Annotated in this window: 16 protein-coding genes and 1 pseudogene; 14 read left to right on the forward strand and 3 right to left on the reverse strand. The window is 63.7% G+C overall.

Translation table 11 applies throughout. The features are described from left to right. Window position 1 precedes the first annotated feature (1 nt). The 9 genes and pseudogenes from sucC (at window position 2) to A9K65_RS05150 (ending at window position 11,110) form a co-directional block, all read left to right on the forward strand. Window positions 2-1,195 carry an ADP-forming succinate--CoA ligase subunit beta gene (sucC, locus tag A9K65_RS05105; protein ID WP_064992618.1) on the forward strand — a complete coding sequence of 398 codons (1,194 nt, stop codon included), beginning with the start codon at window positions 2-4 and terminating at the stop codon, window positions 1,193-1,195. Window positions 1,196-1,199: 4 nt separating this feature from the next. Then, entirely contained in the window at window positions 1,200-1,571 is a 372-nt protein-coding gene (locus A9K65_RS05110; RefSeq protein WP_013528848.1) for a cupin domain-containing protein, read from the forward strand. Between the two features lie 41 nt (window positions 1,572-1,612). Continuing rightward, window positions 1,613-2,515 carry a succinate--CoA ligase subunit alpha gene (sucD, locus tag A9K65_RS05115; RefSeq protein WP_013528849.1) on the forward strand — a complete coding sequence of 301 codons (903 nt, stop codon included), beginning with the start codon at window positions 1,613-1,615 and terminating at the stop codon, window positions 2,513-2,515. A gap of 128 nt (window positions 2,516-2,643) precedes the next feature. Continuing rightward, on the forward strand, window positions 2,644-5,631 hold the full coding sequence (locus tag A9K65_RS05120) for a 2-oxoglutarate dehydrogenase E1 component (RefSeq protein WP_027163286.1): 2,988 nt from the start codon (window positions 2,644-2,646) through the stop codon (window positions 5,629-5,631). Window positions 5,632-5,678: 47 nt separating this feature from the next. Further along, window positions 5,679-6,953 (forward strand): 2-oxoglutarate dehydrogenase complex dihydrolipoyllysine-residue succinyltransferase, encoded by a 1,275-nt coding sequence (gene odhB / locus A9K65_RS05125; RefSeq protein ID WP_013528851.1) that lies wholly within the window; start codon window positions 5,679-5,681, stop codon window positions 6,951-6,953. A 59-nt stretch (window positions 6,954-7,012) separates the two neighbouring features. Next, window positions 7,013-7,531, forward strand: coding sequence for a hypothetical protein (locus A9K65_RS05130; protein WP_064992617.1), 519 nt, complete (start codon window positions 7,013-7,015; stop codon window positions 7,529-7,531). Next, the gene (locus A9K65_RS05135; protein ID WP_064992616.1) at window positions 7,528-8,283 is read left to right on the forward strand and encodes an SDR family oxidoreductase; all 756 of its coding nucleotides are present in this window, start codon (window positions 7,528-7,530) and stop codon (window positions 8,281-8,283) included. Before A9K65_RS05130 ends, A9K65_RS05135 begins: the two co-directional genes overlap by 4 nt. A 76-nt stretch (window positions 8,284-8,359) precedes the next feature. After that, window positions 8,360-9,775 (forward strand): annotated as a pseudogene (gene lpdA, locus A9K65_RS05140) (dihydrolipoyl dehydrogenase); the annotation flags it as partial. Window positions 9,776-10,630: 855 nt separating this feature from the next. Beyond that, a complete protein-coding gene (locus A9K65_RS05150) occupies window positions 10,631-11,110 on the forward strand; it encodes a DUF2867 domain-containing protein (RefSeq protein WP_064993003.1) in 480 nt (159 codons plus the stop codon). 10 nt (window positions 11,111-11,120) lie between these two features. Here the strand turns inward: A9K65_RS05150 and A9K65_RS05155 are convergent, their stop codons facing one another. Then, window positions 11,121-12,191 carry a TraB/GumN family protein gene (locus A9K65_RS05155; RefSeq protein WP_064992614.1) on the reverse strand — a complete coding sequence of 357 codons (1,071 nt, stop codon included), beginning with the start codon at window positions 12,189-12,191 and terminating at the stop codon, window positions 11,121-11,123. Between the two features lie 230 nt (window positions 12,192-12,421). Next, window positions 12,422-13,360: a tyrosine recombinase XerC gene (locus A9K65_RS05160; RefSeq protein WP_064992613.1), complete on the reverse strand. Its 939-nt coding sequence runs from the start codon at window positions 13,358-13,360 to the stop codon at window positions 12,422-12,424. Window positions 13,361-13,457: 97 nt separating this feature from the next. On the opposite strand from A9K65_RS05160, the gene rimM reads away from it, so the two are divergent. Further along, window positions 13,458-14,057, forward strand: a complete 600-nt coding sequence (rimM, locus tag A9K65_RS05165; RefSeq protein ID WP_024504980.1) for a ribosome maturation factor RimM — start codon at window positions 13,458-13,460, stop codon at window positions 14,055-14,057. Further along, window positions 14,054-14,755 carry a tRNA (guanosine(37)-N1)-methyltransferase TrmD gene (trmD, locus tag A9K65_RS05170; protein WP_064992612.1) on the forward strand — a complete coding sequence of 234 codons (702 nt, stop codon included), beginning with the start codon at window positions 14,054-14,056 and terminating at the stop codon, window positions 14,753-14,755. Before rimM ends, trmD begins: the two co-directional genes overlap by 4 nt. Here the strand turns inward: trmD and A9K65_RS05175 are convergent. Continuing rightward, on the reverse strand, window positions 14,737-15,489 hold the full coding sequence (locus tag A9K65_RS05175) for a sulfite exporter TauE/SafE family protein (RefSeq protein ID WP_027163293.1): 753 nt from the start codon (window positions 15,487-15,489) through the stop codon (window positions 14,737-14,739). The genes trmD and A9K65_RS05175 overlap by 19 nt on opposite strands. A 329-nt stretch (window positions 15,490-15,818) precedes the next feature. On the opposite strand from A9K65_RS05175, the gene rplS reads away from it, so the two are divergent. The 3 genes from rplS (at window position 15,819) to A9K65_RS05195 (ending at window position 17,444) form a co-directional block, all read left to right on the forward strand. Beyond that, the gene (gene rplS / locus A9K65_RS05185) at window positions 15,819-16,370 is read left to right on the forward strand and encodes a 50S ribosomal protein L19 (RefSeq protein ID WP_013528861.1); all 552 of its coding nucleotides are present in this window, start codon (window positions 15,819-15,821) and stop codon (window positions 16,368-16,370) included. Between the two features lie 154 nt (window positions 16,371-16,524). Next, entirely contained in the window at window positions 16,525-16,938 is a 414-nt protein-coding gene (locus A9K65_RS05190) for an organic hydroperoxide resistance protein (protein ID WP_013528862.1), read from the forward strand. Next, the gene (locus A9K65_RS05195) at window positions 16,935-17,444 is read left to right on the forward strand and encodes a MarR family transcriptional regulator (RefSeq protein WP_024504983.1); all 510 of its coding nucleotides are present in this window, start codon (window positions 16,935-16,937) and stop codon (window positions 17,442-17,444) included. Before A9K65_RS05190 ends, A9K65_RS05195 begins: the two co-directional genes overlap by 4 nt. Window positions 17,445-17,512 lie beyond the last annotated feature (68 nt).

The raw sequence follows: 17,512 nt of genomic DNA on the forward strand, positions 1-17,512 counted from the left end.
GATGAACATCCATGAGTATCAGGGCAAGGCACTGCTGAAGAGCTTCGGCGCGCCGGTGGCCGAAGGCGTGCCGGTGTTCAAGGCGAGCGAAGCGGAAGCCGCCGCCAAGGCGCTGCCGGGCCCGCTCTATGTGGTGAAGAGCCAGATCCATGCCGGCGGCCGCGGCAAGGGCAAATTCACCGAGCTCGGCCCGGACGCCAAGGGCGGCGTGCGGCTGGTGAAATCGGTGGCCGATGTCGTCGCCAACGCCAACGAGATGCTGGGCAACACTCTGGTGACCAAGCAGACCGGCCCGGCCGGCAAGCAGGTCAACCGCCTCTATATCGAAGACGGCGCCGACATCGAACGCGAGCTCTATCTGTCGATCCTGGTCGACCGTTCGGTCGGCCGCATTGCCTTCGTCGTCTCGACCGAGGGCGGCATGGACATCGAGGCGGTCGCGCATGACACGCCGGAAAAGATCATCACCGTCGCCATCGACCCGGAAAAAGGTGTCACTTCAGCCGACCTGAAGGCGCTCAACGGCGCGCTCAAGCTCGACGGCGATGCGGCCAAGGACGGCGATACGCTGTTCCCGATCCTCTACAAGGCCTTCGTCGAGAAGGACATGAGCCTGCTCGAGGTCAATCCGCTGATCGTCATGAAGAACGGCCGGCTGCGCGTGCTCGACGCAAAAGTGTCGTTCGACAACAACGCGCTGTTCCGTCACCCCGACGTGCTCGAACTGCGCGACACCACCGAAGAGGACGAGAAGGAAATCGAGGCGTCGAAATACGACCTCGCCTATGTCGCGCTCGACGGCAATATCGGCTGCATGGTCAACGGCGCCGGCCTTGCCATGGCGACGATGGACATCATCAAGCTCTATGGCGCCGAACCCGCCAACTTCCTCGATGTCGGCGGCGGTGCGTCCAAGGAAAAAGTGACGGCGGCGTTCAAGATCATCACCAGGGATCCGGCGGTCAAGGGCATCCTGATCAACATCTTCGGCGGCATCATGAAGTGCGACATCATTGCCGAGGGTGTCATTGCCGCGGTCAAGGAAGTCGGCCTGGAAGTGCCGCTGGTGGTGCGCCTGGAAGGCACCAATGCCGAGCTGGGCAAGAAGATCATCAACGACAGCGGCCTGAACGTGGTGTCGGCCGACGATCTCGACGATGCAGCCAAGAAGATCGTGGCGGCGGTGAAGGGCTGATCTGGTGCCTCCGCATAAGATAAACCTGGTCGAGGCTGCGGATCAAAAGATCAAGAAGGTCTTCGATCCGCATATCGCCGGCGACGTCAACGACAGCCAGGCGAAGGTCGCCAAGTTCGGCGAGGTCTTCGATTGGCACGCGCATGACAATGAGGACGAAGCCTTCCTCGTGCTGCGTGGGCGTATTGCCATCGATTTCCGCGACGGCCCGGTCGAACTCGGCGAGGGCGATTTCATCGTCGTGCCGCGCGGCGTCGAACACCGGCCGCGCTCGCTCACCGTTGAGCCCGTGGTGCTGATGTTCGAGCCGGCAACGACGCTCAACACCGGCAACGCCAAGAGCGACCTCACCGTCGCCGACTTGAAGCGGCTCTGACCATGTTTTCCTCGATCAACGGTTTTTAGAAAAGGGCTCCCATGTCCATCCTCGTCGACAAGAACACCAAGGTGCTGGTGCAGGGCCTGACCGGCAAGACCGGCACGTTCCACACCGAACAGGCGCTGGCCTATCACGGCACGAAAATGGTCGGCGGCATCCATCCCAAGAAGGGTGGCGAGACGTGGACCGGCGCGAAGGGCGAAAGCCTGCCGATCTTCGCCACCGTCGCCGAGGGCAAGGAAAAGACCGGTGCCAATGCGTCCGTCGTCTATGTGCCGCCGGCAGGCGCCGCCGAAGCCATCCTCGAAGCGATCGAGGCCGAGATCCCGCTGATCATCTGCATCACCGAAGGCATACCGGTGATGGACATGATCAGGGTCAAGGCCAGGCTCGACCGTTCGACCTCGCGGCTGATCGGCCCGAACTGCCCGGGCGTGCTGACGCCCAACGAATGCAAGATCGGCATCATGCCCGGAAACATCTTCCGCAAGGGCTCGGTCGGCGTTGTTTCGCGGTCGGGAACGCTTACCTATGAGGCAGTGTTCCAGACCACCAATGTCGGCCTCGGCCAGACCACCGCCGTCGGCATTGGCGGCGACCCCGTCAAAGGCACCGAGTTCATCGACATGCTCGAGATGTTCCTCGCCGACGAGGAGACCAAGTCGATCATCATGATCGGCGAGATCGGCGGTTCGGCCGAGGAAGACGCCGCGCAGTTCCTCAAGGACGAAGCCAAGCGTGGCCGCAAGAAGCCGATGGCCGGCTTCATCGCCGGGCGCACGGCGCCGGCCGGCCGCACCATGGGCCACGCCGGCGCGGTCATCTCCGGCGGCAAGGGCGGCGCCGAAGACAAGATCGCGGCGATGGAATCGGCCGGGATAAAAGTTTCGCCGTCGCCGGCAAGGCTGGGCACGACCTTGGTCGAAGCGATCAAAGGGTAAGGGAATAGGGGAGTAAGGGAGTAGGGCAGTAGGGAAAATAGCAGCGGCAAAAAGCCCTGCTCCCCTATTCCCTTATTCCCCTACTCCCCTCCAAAAACAGGAGACGGAGCCGGGCTCCGCGGACAAAAATGGCAAGACAAGATCAGGCCAACGACCAATTTTCTCTCACCTCTTTCCTCTATGGCGGCAATGCCGATTACATCGACGCGCTTTACGCCGCCTATGAGGACGATCCAGCCTCGGTCAATCCCGAATGGCAGGAGTTCTTCGCCGGGCTGAAAGACGATTCCGGCGATGTGCGCAGGAACGCCAAGGGCGCCTCCTGGGCCAAGCCCTCCTGGCCGCTGCAGGCCAATGGCGAATTGGTGTCGGCGCTCGACGGCAATTGGGGCATCGTCGAGAAGACGATCGAAAAGAAGGTCAAGGACAAGGCGGTCACCAATGGCGTCGTCCTGTCCGACGCCGACGTGCACCAGGCGACGCGCGATTCGGTGCGCGCCATCATGATGATCCGCGCCTACCGCATGCGCGGCCATCTGCACGCCAATCTCGATCCGCTCGGCATCGCCAAGCCGCTCGAGGACTACAACGAGCTGTCGCCGGAAAACTACGGCTTCACCGAAGCCGATTACGACCGGCCGATCTTCCTCGACAATGTGCTGGGGCTTGAATTCGGCAGCATCCGGCAGATGCTGGAAATCCTGACCCGCACCTATTGCTCCACGCTCGGCGTCGAGTTCATGCATATTTCCGACCCTGAGGAAAAGGCCTGGATCCAGGCGCGCATCGAGGGTGCCGACAAGGAGATCACCTTCACCGCCGCCGGCAAGAAGGCGATCCTGCAGAAGCTGGTCGAGGCTGAAGGCTTCGAGCAGTTCATCGACGTCAAGTACAAGGGCACCAAGCGCTTCGGCCTCGATGGCAGTGAGGCGCTGATCCCGGCGCTGGAGCAGATCGTCAAGCGCGGCGGCCAGCTCGGCATGAAGGAAATCGTGCTCGGCATGGCGCATCGCGGCCGGCTGAACGTGCTCTCCCAGGTGATGGCCAAGCCCCACCGCGCCATCTTCCACGAGTTCAAGGGCGGCTCTGCGGCACCCGATGAGGTCGAAGGCTCGGGCGACGTCAAGTACCATCTAGGCGCCTCGTCGGACCGCGAATTCGACGGCAACAAGGTGCATCTGTCCTTGACCGCCAACCCCTCGCATCTGGAAATCGTCGATCCGGTGGTGATGGGCAAGGCGCGCGCCAAGCAGGATTATCTGTTCGGCCGCAGCCGCGAGGAAATCGTGCCGCTGGAAGAGCGCGCCAAGGTGCTGCCGCTCTTGCTGCATGGCGATGCCGCCTTCGCCGGTCAGGGCGTGATCGCCGAGATCCTCGGCCTGTCCGGCCTGCGCGGCCACCGCGTCGCTGGCACGCTGCATTTCATCATCAACAACCAGATTGGTTTCACCACCAACCCGCGCTTTTCGCGCTCCTCGCCCTATCCGTCCGACGTCGCCAAGATGATCGAAGCACCGATCTTCCACGTCAATGGCGACGACCCGGAAGCCGTGGTGCACGCCACCAAGGTGGCGATCGAGTTTCGCATGAAGTTCTTCAAGCCTGTTGTGGTCGATATGTTCTGCTATCGCCGCTTCGGCCACAATGAGGGCGACGAACCGGCCTTCACCCAGCCGATCATGTACCGCAACATCCGCAACCACAAGACGACGGTGCAGATCTATGGCGACCGGCTGATCGCCGAGGGTCACCTCACCCAGGCCGAGCTCGACCAGTTGAAAGCCGACTGGCGGGCGCATCTGGAATCCGAATGGGAAGTCGGCCAGCACTACAAGCCCAACAAGGCTGACTGGCTCGACGGCGCCTGGTCGGGCCTGCGCACTGCCGACAACCAGGACGAACAGCGGCGCGGCAAGACCGCCGTGCCGGTCAAGACACTGAAGGAAATCGGCAGGAAGCTGACCGAGGTGCCGAAGGACTTCGAGGCGCACAAGACGATCATCCGCTTCCTCGAAAACCGCCGCCAGGCGATCGAGTCCGGCGAAGGCATCGACTGGTCGACGGCCGAGGCGCTGGCCTTCGGCGCCATCCTGCTCGACGGCAATCCGATCCGCCTGTCGGGGCAGGATTCCGAACGCGGCACCTTCTCGCAGCGCCATTCCGTGCTCTACGACCAGCGCGACGAGACCCGCTACATCCCGCTCAACAATCTGTCGGCGGCTCAGGCCGGCTATGAAGTCATCAACTCGATGCTGTCGGAAGAGGCGGTTCTGGGCTTCGAATACGGCTATAGCCTGGCCGAGCCCAAGGCGCTGACCTTGTGGGAAGCGCAGTTCGGCGACTTCGCCAACGGCGCCCAGGTGGTGTTCGACCAGTTCATCTCGTCAGGCGAACGCAAGTGGCTCAGAATGTCGGGCCTCGTCTGCCTGTTGCCGCATGGCTATGAAGGCCAGGGTCCGGAACATTCCTCGGCCCGGCTCGAACGCTTCCTGCAGCTTTGCGCCGAAGACAACATGCAAGTCGCCAACTGCACCACGCCGGCCAACTACTTCCACATATTGCGCCGGCAGCTGAAGCGCGACTTCCGCAAGCCGCTGATTCTGATGACGCCGAAGTCGCTGCTGCGCCACAAGCGGGCGGTGTCGACGCTGCCGGAAATTTCGGGCGAAAGCTCGTTCCACCGGTTGCTGTGGGACGATGCGCAGCTGCTTTCCGGACAAGCGATCAAGCTGGTCAAGGATTCCAAGATCCGCCGCGTCGTGCTGTGTTCGGGCAAGGTCTATTACGACCTCTATGAGGAGCGCGAAAAGCGCGGCATCAACGACATCTATCTGCTGCGCGTCGAGCAGCTTTACCCGTTCCCGGCCAAGGCGCTGATCACCGAACTGTCGCGGTTCCGCAATGCCGAGATGGTGTGGTGCCAGGAGGAGCCCAAGAACATGGGCGCCTGGTCGTTCATCGACCCGTATCTGGAATGGGTGCTGGCGCATATCGACGCCAAGCATCAGCGGGTGCGCTACACCGGCCGTCCGGCCGCCGCCTCGCCGGCGACCGGACTGATGTCGAAGCATCTCGCCCAGCTCGCCGCCTTGCTCGAAGACGCGCTTGGTGAATAGAGAAGATCTGGGCGAACAACAGAACCGAAAGAAAACGGACAGGCACAATGGCTACCGAAATCCGCGTTCCCACTCTCGGCGAATCCGTCACTGAAGCGACCGTCGGCAAATGGTTCAAGAAGGTTGGCGATACAATCGCCGCCGATGAACCGCTGGTCGAGCTCGAGACCGACAAGGTGACGGTGGAGGTGCCTGCCGCCGCCGCCGGCACGCTGGGTGAGATCACCGTCAAGGAAGGCGAGACGGTCGGCGTCGGCGCGCTGCTGGGGTCGATTTCGGCAGGCGGCGCGGCTCCCGCCACGAAGCCGCAAGCGGTGTCGCAGGCCTCGTCGCCGGATGCGGCATCGACCGGCAAGCAGGCCGCGGCCGAGACCGCCAAGATCGCCGGCGATGCCGGCCCGGTCGAGCCGCGCACCATGCCACCGGCACCGGCCGCGGCGAAACTGATCGCCGAAAGCAATCTCTCGGTCGACCAGATCTCCGGTTCGGGAAAGCGCGGCCAGGTGCTGAAAGGTGACGTGCTCGACGCCATCTCCAAGGGCGCGCCGTCGCAGCCGGCCGAGACACCGAAAGCAGCACCGGCACCGGTTGCCGTGCGGGCGCCGTCCTCGGGCGACGATGCATCGCGCGAGGAGCGCGTGCGCATGACCAAGCTGCGCCAGACCATCGCGCGCCGCCTCAAGGAAGCGCAGTCGACCGCAGCCATGCTGACCACCTTCAACGAGGTCGACATGTCAGCGGTGATGGCGCTGCGCACCAAATACAAGGATGTGTTCGAGAAGAAGCACGGCGTGAAGCTCGGCTTCATGGGCTTCTTCACCAAGGCCGTCACGCACGCGTTGAAGGAAATCCCCTCGGTCAATGCCGAGATCGACGGCACCGATATCATCTTCAAGAACTATGCCCATATCGGCGTCGCCGTCGGCACTGAAAAGGGCCTCGTCGTGCCGGTGGTGCGCGATGCCGACCAGATGTCGATCGCCGAGATCGAGAAGGACATCGGCCGGCTGGGTATCGCCGCGCGTGACGGAAAGCTGTCGGTCGCCGACATGCAGGGCGGCACGTTTACGATTTCGAACGGCGGCGTTTACGGGTCGCTGATGTCGACCCCGATCCTCAACGCGCCGCAGTCGGGCATTCTCGGCATGCACAAGATCCAGGACCGGCCTGTCGTGGTCGGCGGCCAGATCGTCATCCGGCCGATGATGTACCTGGCGCTCAGCTACGATCACCGCATCGTCGACGGCAAGGAAGCGGTGACGTTCCTGGTCCGCGTCAAGGAAAGCCTGGAGGATCCGGAACGGCTGGTGCTTGATCTCTGAGGTCTGGTGCTGATCCGGCTGTTGGAATGTGTGCCGGAGGAAGGGATCTGCGCGGCAGAATGACGACCCGTTCCCTTAGCCTTTCCAAGGTGCTTTCGATCGCATCGATCGCGGCCGGCATGGTGCTGGCCGCTGCCGGCGCCCATGCCGCCTGCCCGATAGAACTCGCTGTCTATGGCGACGCCCAGAGCGGCAGCGAGATCGATTTCACGCCGACCGGCACCTCGGCGACCGTCACCAACAGCTTCCGGATGATCCTCGACAACAATGTGGTGCTTAACGGCATCGTCATGTGGAATGAAGGCGTATCGCGGCCGAACGGCGCGCTGATGCACAAATGCCCCGAGGGCGACGTCACCGGCGAGGAGCTTGCCGCCTGCACGCCCTGGCACGGCGTCATCTACACGGCGGATGAAAAGGGCAACATCGGACTGCTGCCGGCTGAAGGCGTCGAAGCGCCGAAGACGCTGATCCTGCCGGACCTCGGGCCGGCGTTGCGCCAATCCAGCGCCTATGGCGGCAGCGGATTTTCGAAAGTGCCGTGGGATGTGTTTGCCTTGAAGGGATGCCAGGAATGAGCGGGACGCAAAAGGTGCTGCTGGTCACCGGCGGCAGCCGCGGCATCGGCGCCGCGATCTGCCGGCTCGGATCGAAGGCCGGCTACCGGGTCGCGGTCAACTACGCTTCGAACCAGGAGGCCGCCAAGGCGCTGGTCGCCGAGATCGAGGCCGCCGGCGGCGAGGCTTTCGCGGTCAAGGGCGATGTCGGCAAGGAGTCCGATATCGTGGCCATGTTCGAGGCCGTTGACCGCGCCTATGGACGGCTCGATGCCTTCGTCAACAATGCCGGCATCGTCGACGTCAAGGCGCGCGTCGACGAGATGGATGTTTCGCGGCTGGAGCGCATGATGCGCATCAATGTCGTCGGCTCGTTCCTCTGCGCCCGCGAGGCGGTGAAGCGCATGTCGACCCGTCATGGCGGGTCGGGCGGATCCATCGTCAACATCTCGTCGGCCGCGGCGACATTGGGCTCGCCGGGCGAATATGTCGATTATGCCGCCTCCAAGGGCGCCATCGACACCTTCACCGTCGGGTTCGCCCGTGAGGTGGCGCTAGAAGGCATCCGCGTCAATGCGGTGCGGCCGGGCATCATCGACACGGACATCCACGCCTCCGGCGGGCAGCCGGACCGGGTGGAGCGGTTCCGCGATCTGCTGCCGATGAAAAGAGCCGGTACAGTGGATGAAGTCGCGGGCGCGGTTCTCTATCTTCTCTCCGACGCCGCGTCCTATACGACGGGCGCGATCCTGAATGTAAGCGGCGGCCGCTGAGCGCTCTCAAGCAGATCGAGCATGATGTTATCCGAAAACCGCGTCACACTTTTCGGCATCATGCTCAAAACAGAAGGACAGTATCATGGCTTATGACGTCGTTATCATCGGATCGGGACCCGGCGGCTATGTCTGCGCCATCAAGGCGGCGCAGCTCGGGCTCAGGGTTGCGGTGGTCGAGAAGAACGCGACCTTCGGCGGCACCTGCCTGAACATCGGCTGCATCCCGTCCAAGGCGCTGCTCCATGCCTCCGAGATGTTCGCCGAGGCCGGCCACTCCTTCGACACGCTCGGCGTCGAGATATCGGCGCCGAAATTGAACCTGAAGAAGATGATGGCGCACAAGGATGCGACGGTGTCGTCGAACGTCAACGGCGTCGCCTTCCTGTTCAAGAAGAACAAGATCGACAGTTTCCGCGGCACCGGCAAGGTGCTCGCCGCCGGCAAGGTGTCGGTCACCTCCGAGGACGGCAAGGTCGAGGAGATCGAGACCAAGAACATCGTCATCGCCACCGGCTCGGATGTCGCCGGCATTCCCGGCGTCAAGGTCGACATCGACGAGAAGGTGATCGTGTCGTCGACCGGCGCGCTGTCGCTGGATAAGGTTCCCGGCCATCTGGTGGTGGTCGGCGGCGGTGTCATCGGGCTCGAGCTCGGCTCGGTGTGGGCGCGGCTCGGCGCCAAGGTCACCGTGGTCGAATTCCTCGACACCATCCTGGGCGGCATGGACGGCGAGGTCTCCAAGCAATTCCAGCGGTTGCTGGGCAAACAGGGCTTCGAGTTCAAGCTCGGCGCCAAGGTCACCGGCGTCGCCAAGGCCAAGAAGGGTGCGACCGTCACCTTCGAGCCGGTCAAGGGCGGCGCCGCCGAGACCATCGAGGCCGATGCCGTGCTGATCGCCACCGGCCGCCGCGCCTATGCCGACAGCCTCGGGCTCGGGGAAGCCGGCGTCGAGGTCGACGAGCGCGGCCGGGTCAAGACCGATGGCCATCTCAAGACCAATATCCCGGGCATCTATGCCATCGGCGATGTCATCGCCGGGCCGATGCTGGCGCACAAGGCCGAGGATGAGGGCGTGGCGGTAGCGGAAACCATTGCCGGCCAGGCCGGCCACGTGAACTATGACGTCATTCCGAGCGTCGTCTACACCAGCCCGGAAATCGCCTCGGTCGGCAAGACCGAGGAAGAATTGAAGAAGGCCGGCATCGACTACAAGATCGGAAAGTTCCCGTTCAGCGCCAATGGCCGGGCGCGCGCCATGCTGCACACGGACGGTTTTGTGAAGATCCTCGCCGACAGGCAAAGCGACCGCGTGCTCGGCGTGCATATCGTCGGCTTCGGCGCCGGCGAGATGATCCACGAGGCGGCGGTGCTGATGGAGTTCGGCGGTTCGTCGGAGGATCTCGCCCGCACCTGCCATGCGCATCCGACGATGTCGGAGGCGATCAAGGAGGCGGCGCTGGCGACGTTCTTCAAGCCGATCCACATCTAAGGCCCTTTCATAAACTCTACTCCGGCGGCCATCTGGCGAGGTTTTCTCCGCTTTCACAGCGCCGCGCGTCCCTCCTGGACGCTCAAAGGATGCTGTGACCCTTTTTGATTGGCGCATGATCCTCTCCGAAAAAATCGGACTGATCTTCGGGGTCATGCGCTGCTCACGGACCCAATGTCCGCTGCGCTCCGGTTCTCGAAAACCACACCAGCTGACTCACCGGAGCGAGTTTCTGGAAAGGCCTTTCTGGCGGCCCCTACAAAACAAAACGGCCCGCTTTTCAGCGGGCCGTTCGTAACTGATATCGAGCCAATCACTGGGCCGGTGCAGGTGCCGGCGCAGGGGCTGGTGCCGGCGCAGGAGCCGGTGCGGGCGCGGGTGCCGGGGCAGGCGCCGGTTCTGCAGGTGCCGGAGCAGGCGCGGGCGCAGGTTCAGCCGGCTTCATCGGTTCCGCCGGTGCAGGCGCTGGGGCCGGTGTGCTGGCCGCCGGCGGCTCGGCGGGTGCCGGGTGCTCACCACTTCTTCCGAAAACATAATACGCGACAACCGCCAGAATAACGACGACCAGGGCAATCAGCCAACCGCTACCACCGCCGCCGCCACTTGGCCTTGGTGCGTTGGTGGACGAATTGAACGGGTCGTTTGGATTCGGTGTGTTCGCCATAAAAGTGTCCTCCGTGGATGAAAAATATCAATCAACACCATACAACGCGCAATCATTGAACTGGTTTCACGCTAGGGTTGGAAAACGCCAAAAACAAGGACAATCCTGCCCTTCCGCAGCCGGAGTGGCGTCGTTTCGCCACGCAGCGCGCCAAGTTTGCGTCTGTTAAGGTCGAATCAGAGGGTTTTGCCGTGACGAATCCGTCAGCTCAGCTTGTCCCGAATCACTGCGATGCTCTCGCCAGAGCCCAGTTCGCAGACCGCTATGTGCTGGTCACTGAAGGCCTTTCCTTAACCGCATTCGGCGCGGCCGAACGCGCTCTGGGGCGAACGCCGCCCTGGGTCGGCAGGCTCATGGCGCTGCGCAATCTTGCTGTCAGGCCGTTCCGGCTGAAGACGGGCTTGGAAACTGCGGTGTTGCCGTCGGGCCGGATCGGGATATTTCCGCTCATCAGCCAGTTTCCCGGCAAGGTTGTGCTTGGCCTCGACGACCGGCATCTCGATTTCCGTGTTCTGGTCGAAGTCAGGGATCTTGGCAGCGGCCGGCAAGAGGTGGCCGCGACGACGATCGTCAAGACGCACAATTGGCTCGGGCGCGCCTATCTCGCGATCATCATGCCGTTTCACCGGATCATCGTTCCGGCGATGCTGGCCCAGATCCTGGCGAAGTAAGCTGAAGTCACTAAAGTCCGACAGGCGTGACGGTGTAACCGGCCTTGCGGAAATCCTCGACCAGGCCTTCGGGGCCGGGGAGGTGGAGGGCGCCGACCGCCATGAAGACGTTGCCTTTGGCAAGGATCGGTTCGGCATGCTCGACCATCACCTTGTTGCGGCTGGTGATCATGGTTTCCTCGAACGCCGCATAGCCCGCGGGGTCGTCCTGTTGGTCCGGCATCGCGGCACGAAACAGCGGCCAGAACATGCCGGTGTCGCCACGCTGGTAGAGCACGATCATGGTTTCGTTGATGTCGTTGACCTTGTCGCCGAGCTTCAGCGTGTCGACGAGGCCCTTCATGTGAAACGCCAGCGGCAGCGAGGCCATGGCGCGCAGTTGGCCTTCAGCCGTCTCCAATCCTTCCACCGGCTTGCCGGAAGCCTTCGCGCCTTCCGCCAGCCTGACATCGAGCACCGGGGCGCCGCCTGACTGACGGGCCAGCTCGCAGGCCGGCAGTGCCATCATGGCCGAGAGCATCCACGGCTTCATCTTGGCAACCGTTGCCGGCGGAATGCCGCGTGCGTCGAGCGCGGTGTTCATGGCCGCCGCATCGTCGGGCGACAGTAGCGACGCCAGCGTCGTCGAATCCGTGAACATCATCAGGTCCGGCTCCTTGAGCATCGCTACCATCATCTTCTGCTTGTCGAGCACGTCGGTGGTTTCGATGACGATGGTGCCGGCGGCGTCATAGGCTTTCTGCGCTTCGGGAGGCAGCGTGGTGACGCGCGGGTCGGTCATATGCATGGTGCCGAACAGGAAGGACGGCTTCTCGCCGGGCTTTTCCAGCTTCCACAACAGGCCCTTGCCGTTCGGCGTCGCGGCGGCTTCCGCTTCGATCTTGCGGTAGGTCGCCGGATCGTTCTTCTGCAGGGCCGACAGCATGTCGGCACCGGTGCAGGTCGGGCCTTCGGCATGCGCCTTGCCGGCCGCGAACAGCAGCACGGCGAGGAACGACAGGAAGAACAGAACATTGAGCGCGACGAGCAGCTTCAGCGACACGGAAGCAGCACGGTCGGCGATGGCTATGACGCGTTTCATGAGCCTCTTCTAGGACTGAAAAGCGGCAAAACGGTTAACCTGTGCTGAGAAATTGTCTTGGACTGGCTATCGCCCTCAACTGACGTCGATGGGGCTCATGCTTCAACGATTAGCGGAAACGCCCATTTCTTCGTCATCCCAGGGTCTCCGCGACGGAGCTTCGCTCCTGCTTCGCCCAGGGATGACGACGTTGGGGAGGCTTTCGGCCAAATGGTGAACGTTACTGGCGTTCACGCCCTGGGATGCGCCTGCTCATAAATCTCGAGCAGCCTCGCGGTGTCGACGCCGGTGTAGATTTGCGTCGTCGACAGGCTGGCGTGGCCGAGCAGTTCCTGGATGGTGCGCAAATCACCGCCGCGGCCGAGCAGATGCGTGGCGAAGGAATGGCGCAGTGCATGCGGCGTCGCGGTATCGGGCAGGTTGAGCGCCGAGCGCAGCTTGGCCATGTCGCGCTGGACGATGGCCGGGTTGAGCGGGCCGCCGCGGGCGCCGCGAAACAACAGGCCCTTGGGGTCGAGATGGTAGGGGCAGAGCCGGCGATATTCGGCGATTGCCCTGAGCGCCACCGGCAGCACCGGCACCAGGCGCGTCTTGCCGCCCTTGCCGACAACGCGCAGCACCGTGTCGGCCGCCGACGCCAGATCGGCGCCGGTCAGGCCGAGCGCCTCGGAAATGCGCAGGCCAGAGCCGTAGAGCAGCGTCAGCACGGCGGCGTTGCGGGCTGCGATCCAGGGTTCCTCCGCCAGTTGGCCTTCGATGGAAACGATATGCTTGGCATCGCTCGCCGTCAGCGGCTTGGGCAGCGATTTGGGCTGGCGCGGCGCGCGCAGTGCCGCCGCACCGGCCGCATTGGCGAGGCCGCGCCGCTCGAGGAAACGCAGCAGCGAGCGGATGCCGGCGAGACCCCGGCCCAGCGTGCGGGCGCCGGCACCGGCATTGCGGCGGGCGGCAAGGAAGCCGCGCAAATCCGCCGGGCGCAGATCGGCGATGTCCGAAATGCCGGGCGAGCCGCCGCAATGGCCGGTGAGGAAATGCAGGAACTGACGCGTGTCGCGCTCATAGGCTTCCACCGTCTCGGGCGACAGCCGACGTTCTCGCGCTAGCATCTTCAGCCAGCTTTCGCGCGCCGCCTGGAGATCGGGTTTGGCCGGGATGAGGAATTCCTGCATGGCGGCATTTTCGGATATTCGGGTTAGGAAGCGGTGAATAGCCCGTCATTGAAATGACAGCCGCGTGGGGCTAGAGCAGGCCAAAGGATATTTCGCCATGAGCAAGCCCCAGAACCCTGTCCAGATGGCCGTGATCGGCGCCGCCCATGGCATCAAGGGCGAATTGCGGGTGAAGACCTTCACCGGCGAGCCGCTGGCGCTGGCCGATTACGGGCCGCTCTACGCCAGGGACGGGCGCGCCTTCCAGATCGTCGACATCAGGCCCGCCAACACCGTCGTCGTGGTCCGCTTCAAGGGCATTGCCGACCGCAATGCGGCCGAGGCGCTGGCCGGCACGGAGCTGTTCGTCGACCGTTCGATGCTGCCGGACGATGGCGAGGAAGACGAATTCTATCATGCCGACCTCGTTGGCCTCGAAGTCCGCGACGACACTGGTGCCGTGCTTGGCAAGGTGGTCGCGGTGCACAATTTCGGCGGCGGCGACATTCTCGACGTGACGCTGGGCGGGCGCAAGGGCGTGCTGATCCCGTTCACACAGGCTGCCGTACCGCAAGTGTCGATCGCCGAAGGTTTCGTCCGCGTCGATCCGGCGGCGGCCGGGCTGGTCGATGACGAGGATGGCGGTGGTCCGCGTGAGGAAGACTTCGATCCGAAGGGCAGGCCGCGCGGACCGAGCGATGCCGGGGGCAACCGGTGAGTTTTTCCGCTTCGGTGCTGACGCTTTACCCCGAGATGTTTCCCGGCGCGCTCGGCCTGTCGTTGGCCGGCCGGGCGCTCGAGGCCGGGACGTGGTCGCTGGAGACGATCCAGATCCGCGACTTCGCCACCGACCGCCACCGCACCGTCGACGACACGCCCGCCGGCGGCGGCGCCGGCATGGTGATGCGCGCCGACGTGCTGGCGAAAGCCATCGACCATGCTTCGCCGGAAGGCGATGCGCGGCCCCGGCTGCTGATGAGCCCGCGCGGCAAGCCGCTGACCCAGGCGCGTGTGCGCGAGCTGGCCGCTGGGCCGGGCGCCGTCATCCTGTGCGGCCGCTTCGAAGGCGTCGACCAGCGGGTGATCGACGCGCGGGGATTGGAGGAAGTCTCGATCGGCGATTTCATTCTCTCGGGTGGTGAGCCGGCCGCCCTTGTGCTGCTCGACGCGGTGGTGCGGCTGCTGCCCGGGGTCATGGGCAACGCGATGTCGGGCGAGGAAGAGAGTTTTGAAAACGGCCTGCTCGAACATCCGCACTATACGCGGCCGCAGGAGTTCGAAGGCGGTGACATTCCCGAGGTCCTGATTTCCGGCAATCACAAGAAGATCGCCGCCTGGCGGCGGGCGGAGTCAGAAAGACTGACAGCCGAGAGGCGTCCGGACCTGCTTGCCGCTGCTCAGCCCTTGGCAAAATAATAGAAGGCCAAAAACAGGCCGACGGCGACGACGAAGCCGCGCACCGCGTTTTGCGGCACGCGCTTGGCGATCCAGACGCCGGCATAGCCGCCGAGCGCGCCGCCCGGGATCATGATGATCGCCTGCGGCCAGGCGACGACGCCGCCCGAGACGAAGACGACGATCGCGACAGCGGCGATGACCATGGCCAGCATGTTCTTCAACGCGTTCAGCCGGTGATAGTCGCCGGCCTGGGTGAGGCCGAGCGTCGCCAGCATCATCACGCCCATGCCGGCGCCGAAGAAGCCGCCATAGATGGCGGTGAGAAATTGTGCGAGCGAGCCGGCCAGCGAGCCCACCGCCGCTTCATGGCCGGGCTTTGGCACTGGTTTCAGCCAGGGGCCGGCGGCGAACAGGGCCGTCGCGGCTAGCAGCAGCCACGGCACCAGAGCGCGAAACGAGGGATTGTCGAGCGCCAAAAGGATCAGAGCGCCGGCCAGTGCACCCACGGCCGAGATCAGGCACAGCAGCAGCGCGCCGCGCCAGAAGTGCCTGATATCGGCCGAGTAGGCGAGGGTCGAGGTGATGTAGCCTGGAAATTGCGTCACCGAGGAGGTGGCGTTGGCAACAATCGGCGGCAGGCCGACCAACGTCATGGCGCCGAAGGTGATGAAGGTGCCGCCACCGGCGACCGCATTGGCGGCGCCTGACAGAAAGCCCGCTAGAAACAGCAGGATGGCATCGAAGACAGACATGAATTGCGGCCGCTCAAAACTGTGTTATTTCAGGCTTTAGAAAGCCTGAACGACCGGCGCAACCCGGCACGGCAGGATTACGATGGTGCCATGCGAGCAGAAAATGCGCGCCCAAGGCGTGACAAAGCGGCGAAATAGCTGTATGTGCCCGCCCGTACCGGCCAGAAAGAATCTGCCGGATCCGTCAACAATGACGGTGTAGTCGCCCCTGCCTGATGTTTCAAAGACAAATGTCTTGGAGACAAAAGGCATAGCCAAGCGGTCAATGGAACTGCAAGGCGAGTGTCGGACGCTCTGACTGTCGGAAGAACAAGAAGTGGACTTTTGAGATGGATATTCTCCGTCAGCTCGAGGCCGAACAGGCCGCCAAGATCGAAGCCAAGCGCAAGCTTCCCGAATTCCAGCCCGGCGACACCGTGCGCGTCCAGGTCCGCGTGACCGAAGGCACCCGCACCCGCGTTCAGGCCTATGAGGGCGTCGTCATCGCCCGCGCCGGCGCCGGCTTCCAGGAGAACTTCACGGTTCGCAAGATTTCCTACGGCGAAGGCGTCGAGCGCGTGTTCCCGGTCTACTCGCCGATGGTTGAAGGCGTCGAGATCGTTCGCCGCGGCAAGGTGCGTCGCGCCAAGCTCTACTACCTGCGCGATCGTCGCGGCAAATCGGCCCGTATTTCGGAAAACACCGGCGTGCGCGCCCGCAAGCTGAACGATGAGGAGCGCGATGCGCTGAACGCCGAGAAGGCCCGCATCGAAGCCGAGAAGGTGGCAGCAGCCGAGGCCCTGGCCGTCGAGAAGGCCGCCCAGGACGCCGCCGAGAAGAAGGCCGCCGCCGAGGCCGAAGCAGCAGCCAAGGCCGCCGCAGAAGCGACCCCTGCCGAATAAGATTTTCGGAACTCATTCAAAAAGGCGGCTTCGGCCGCCTTTTTTCGTTTCACCAGACTGTGAACGCTTTCAGCGCCAGACACAGGATCCGGCTGTTGACGGCGTATTACCTTGTGCGTTAAATAATCGCGCACAAAGTAATTGGAGATTTGATATGGCACTCTACACCACACAGGCTCACGTCACCGGCGGCCGCGCCGGCCATGGCGAGACCAGCGACGGTCTGCTCAAGGTCGATCTGGCAATGCCCAAGGAACTCGGCGGGCCGGGGGGCGCCACCAATCCCGAGCAACTGTTCGCTATCGGCTATGCCGCCTGCTTCGAAAGCGCCATCCGCTTTGTCGCGCGCAAACAGAAGCTGTCGCTGACGGATGCCGGGGTAACCTCCACCGTCAGCCTGCTTCCCGATGGCGAAGGCTTTAAGCTCGGCGTCGCGCTCGCGGCGGAAACGAAAGGCCTTGATCAGGCGGCGGCGGAAGCGCTTGTATCGGAGGCGCACAAGATCTGCCCCTATTCCAACGCCATCAGGGGCAATGTCGACGTAGCGCTTTCGGTAAAGGCGGCATGACGGAAAAGACGACAAAGAGCACCAGGGACGTCCCGGCGGAGGCCACCGGGACGTTTCACGTTCCGCGGCTCGACCAACAGCTCTGCTTCGCGCTCTATTCGGCAAGCGGGCTGATGACGAAGCTCTACCGCCCGCTGCTCGATCCGCTTGGTCTGACCTATCCGCAATATCTGGCCATGTTGGCGCTTTGGGAACGGGCTCCAAGCACGGTCGGCGAGCTTGGCGAAGCGCTCGGGCTGGATTCGGCGACGCTGACGCCGCTGCTCAAGCGGCTGGAGGCCGGTGGCCTGGTCACACGCCGGCGCGACCTGGCCGACGAGCGCCGGGTTCTGGTCGAGCCGACAGCGAAGGGACAAGCGTTGCGTGAGCAGGCCAAAAGCGTGCCGGCGGCGATGCTTTGCAACCTGCCGCTGGATGCCGACGAGTTGAAATCCCTGCACCGCACGCTGACGCGGTTCGTCTCCGGCTTGCGCAAGGCGGATGCCGGCATCGTGAAGCGGAGCTGATCGCTGCCGCGACACCGTTCATTCCTGAATCCCGGAAATGAAGGCATCGGAATCCCTTTTCGCGCGCG

The organism is Mesorhizobium sp. WSM1497, from assembly GCF_001672455.2.
GTDB classification, from domain to species: Bacteria; Pseudomonadota; Alphaproteobacteria; order Rhizobiales; family Rhizobiaceae; genus Mesorhizobium; species Mesorhizobium ciceri.

Coding starts and splice junctions, on each gene's coding strand:
- sucC (WP_064992618.1), top strand. CDS start 2: ATGAACATCCATGAGTATCAGGGCAAGGCACTGCTGAAGAGCTTCGGC.
- sucD (WP_013528849.1), top strand. CDS start 1,613: ATGTCCATCCTCGTCGACAAGAACACCAAGGTGCTGGTGCAGGGCCTG.
- A9K65_RS05120 (WP_027163286.1), top strand. CDS start 2,644: ATGGCAAGACAAGATCAGGCCAACGACCAATTTTCTCTCACCTCTTTC.
- odhB (WP_013528851.1), top strand. CDS start 5,679: ATGGCTACCGAAATCCGCGTTCCCACTCTCGGCGAATCCGTCACTGAA.
- A9K65_RS05130 (WP_064992617.1), top strand. CDS start 7,013: ATGACGACCCGTTCCCTTAGCCTTTCCAAGGTGCTTTCGATCGCATCG.
- A9K65_RS05135 (WP_064992616.1), top strand. CDS start 7,528: ATGAGCGGGACGCAAAAGGTGCTGCTGGTCACCGGCGGCAGCCGCGGC.
- A9K65_RS05155 (WP_064992614.1), bottom strand. CDS start 12,191: ATGAAACGCGTCATAGCCATCGCCGACCGTGCTGCTTCCGTGTCGCTG.
- A9K65_RS05160 (WP_064992613.1), bottom strand. CDS start 13,360: ATGCAGGAATTCCTCATCCCGGCCAAACCCGATCTCCAGGCGGCGCGC.
- rimM (WP_024504980.1), top strand. CDS start 13,458: ATGAGCAAGCCCCAGAACCCTGTCCAGATGGCCGTGATCGGCGCCGCC.
- A9K65_RS05175 (WP_027163293.1), bottom strand. CDS start 15,489: ATGTCTGTCTTCGATGCCATCCTGCTGTTTCTAGCGGGCTTTCTGTCA.
- rplS (WP_013528861.1), top strand. CDS start 15,819: ATGGATATTCTCCGTCAGCTCGAGGCCGAACAGGCCGCCAAGATCGAA.
- A9K65_RS05190 (WP_013528862.1), top strand. CDS start 16,525: ATGGCACTCTACACCACACAGGCTCACGTCACCGGCGGCCGCGCCGGC.
- A9K65_RS05195 (WP_024504983.1), top strand. CDS start 16,935: ATGACGGAAAAGACGACAAAGAGCACCAGGGACGTCCCGGCGGAGGCC.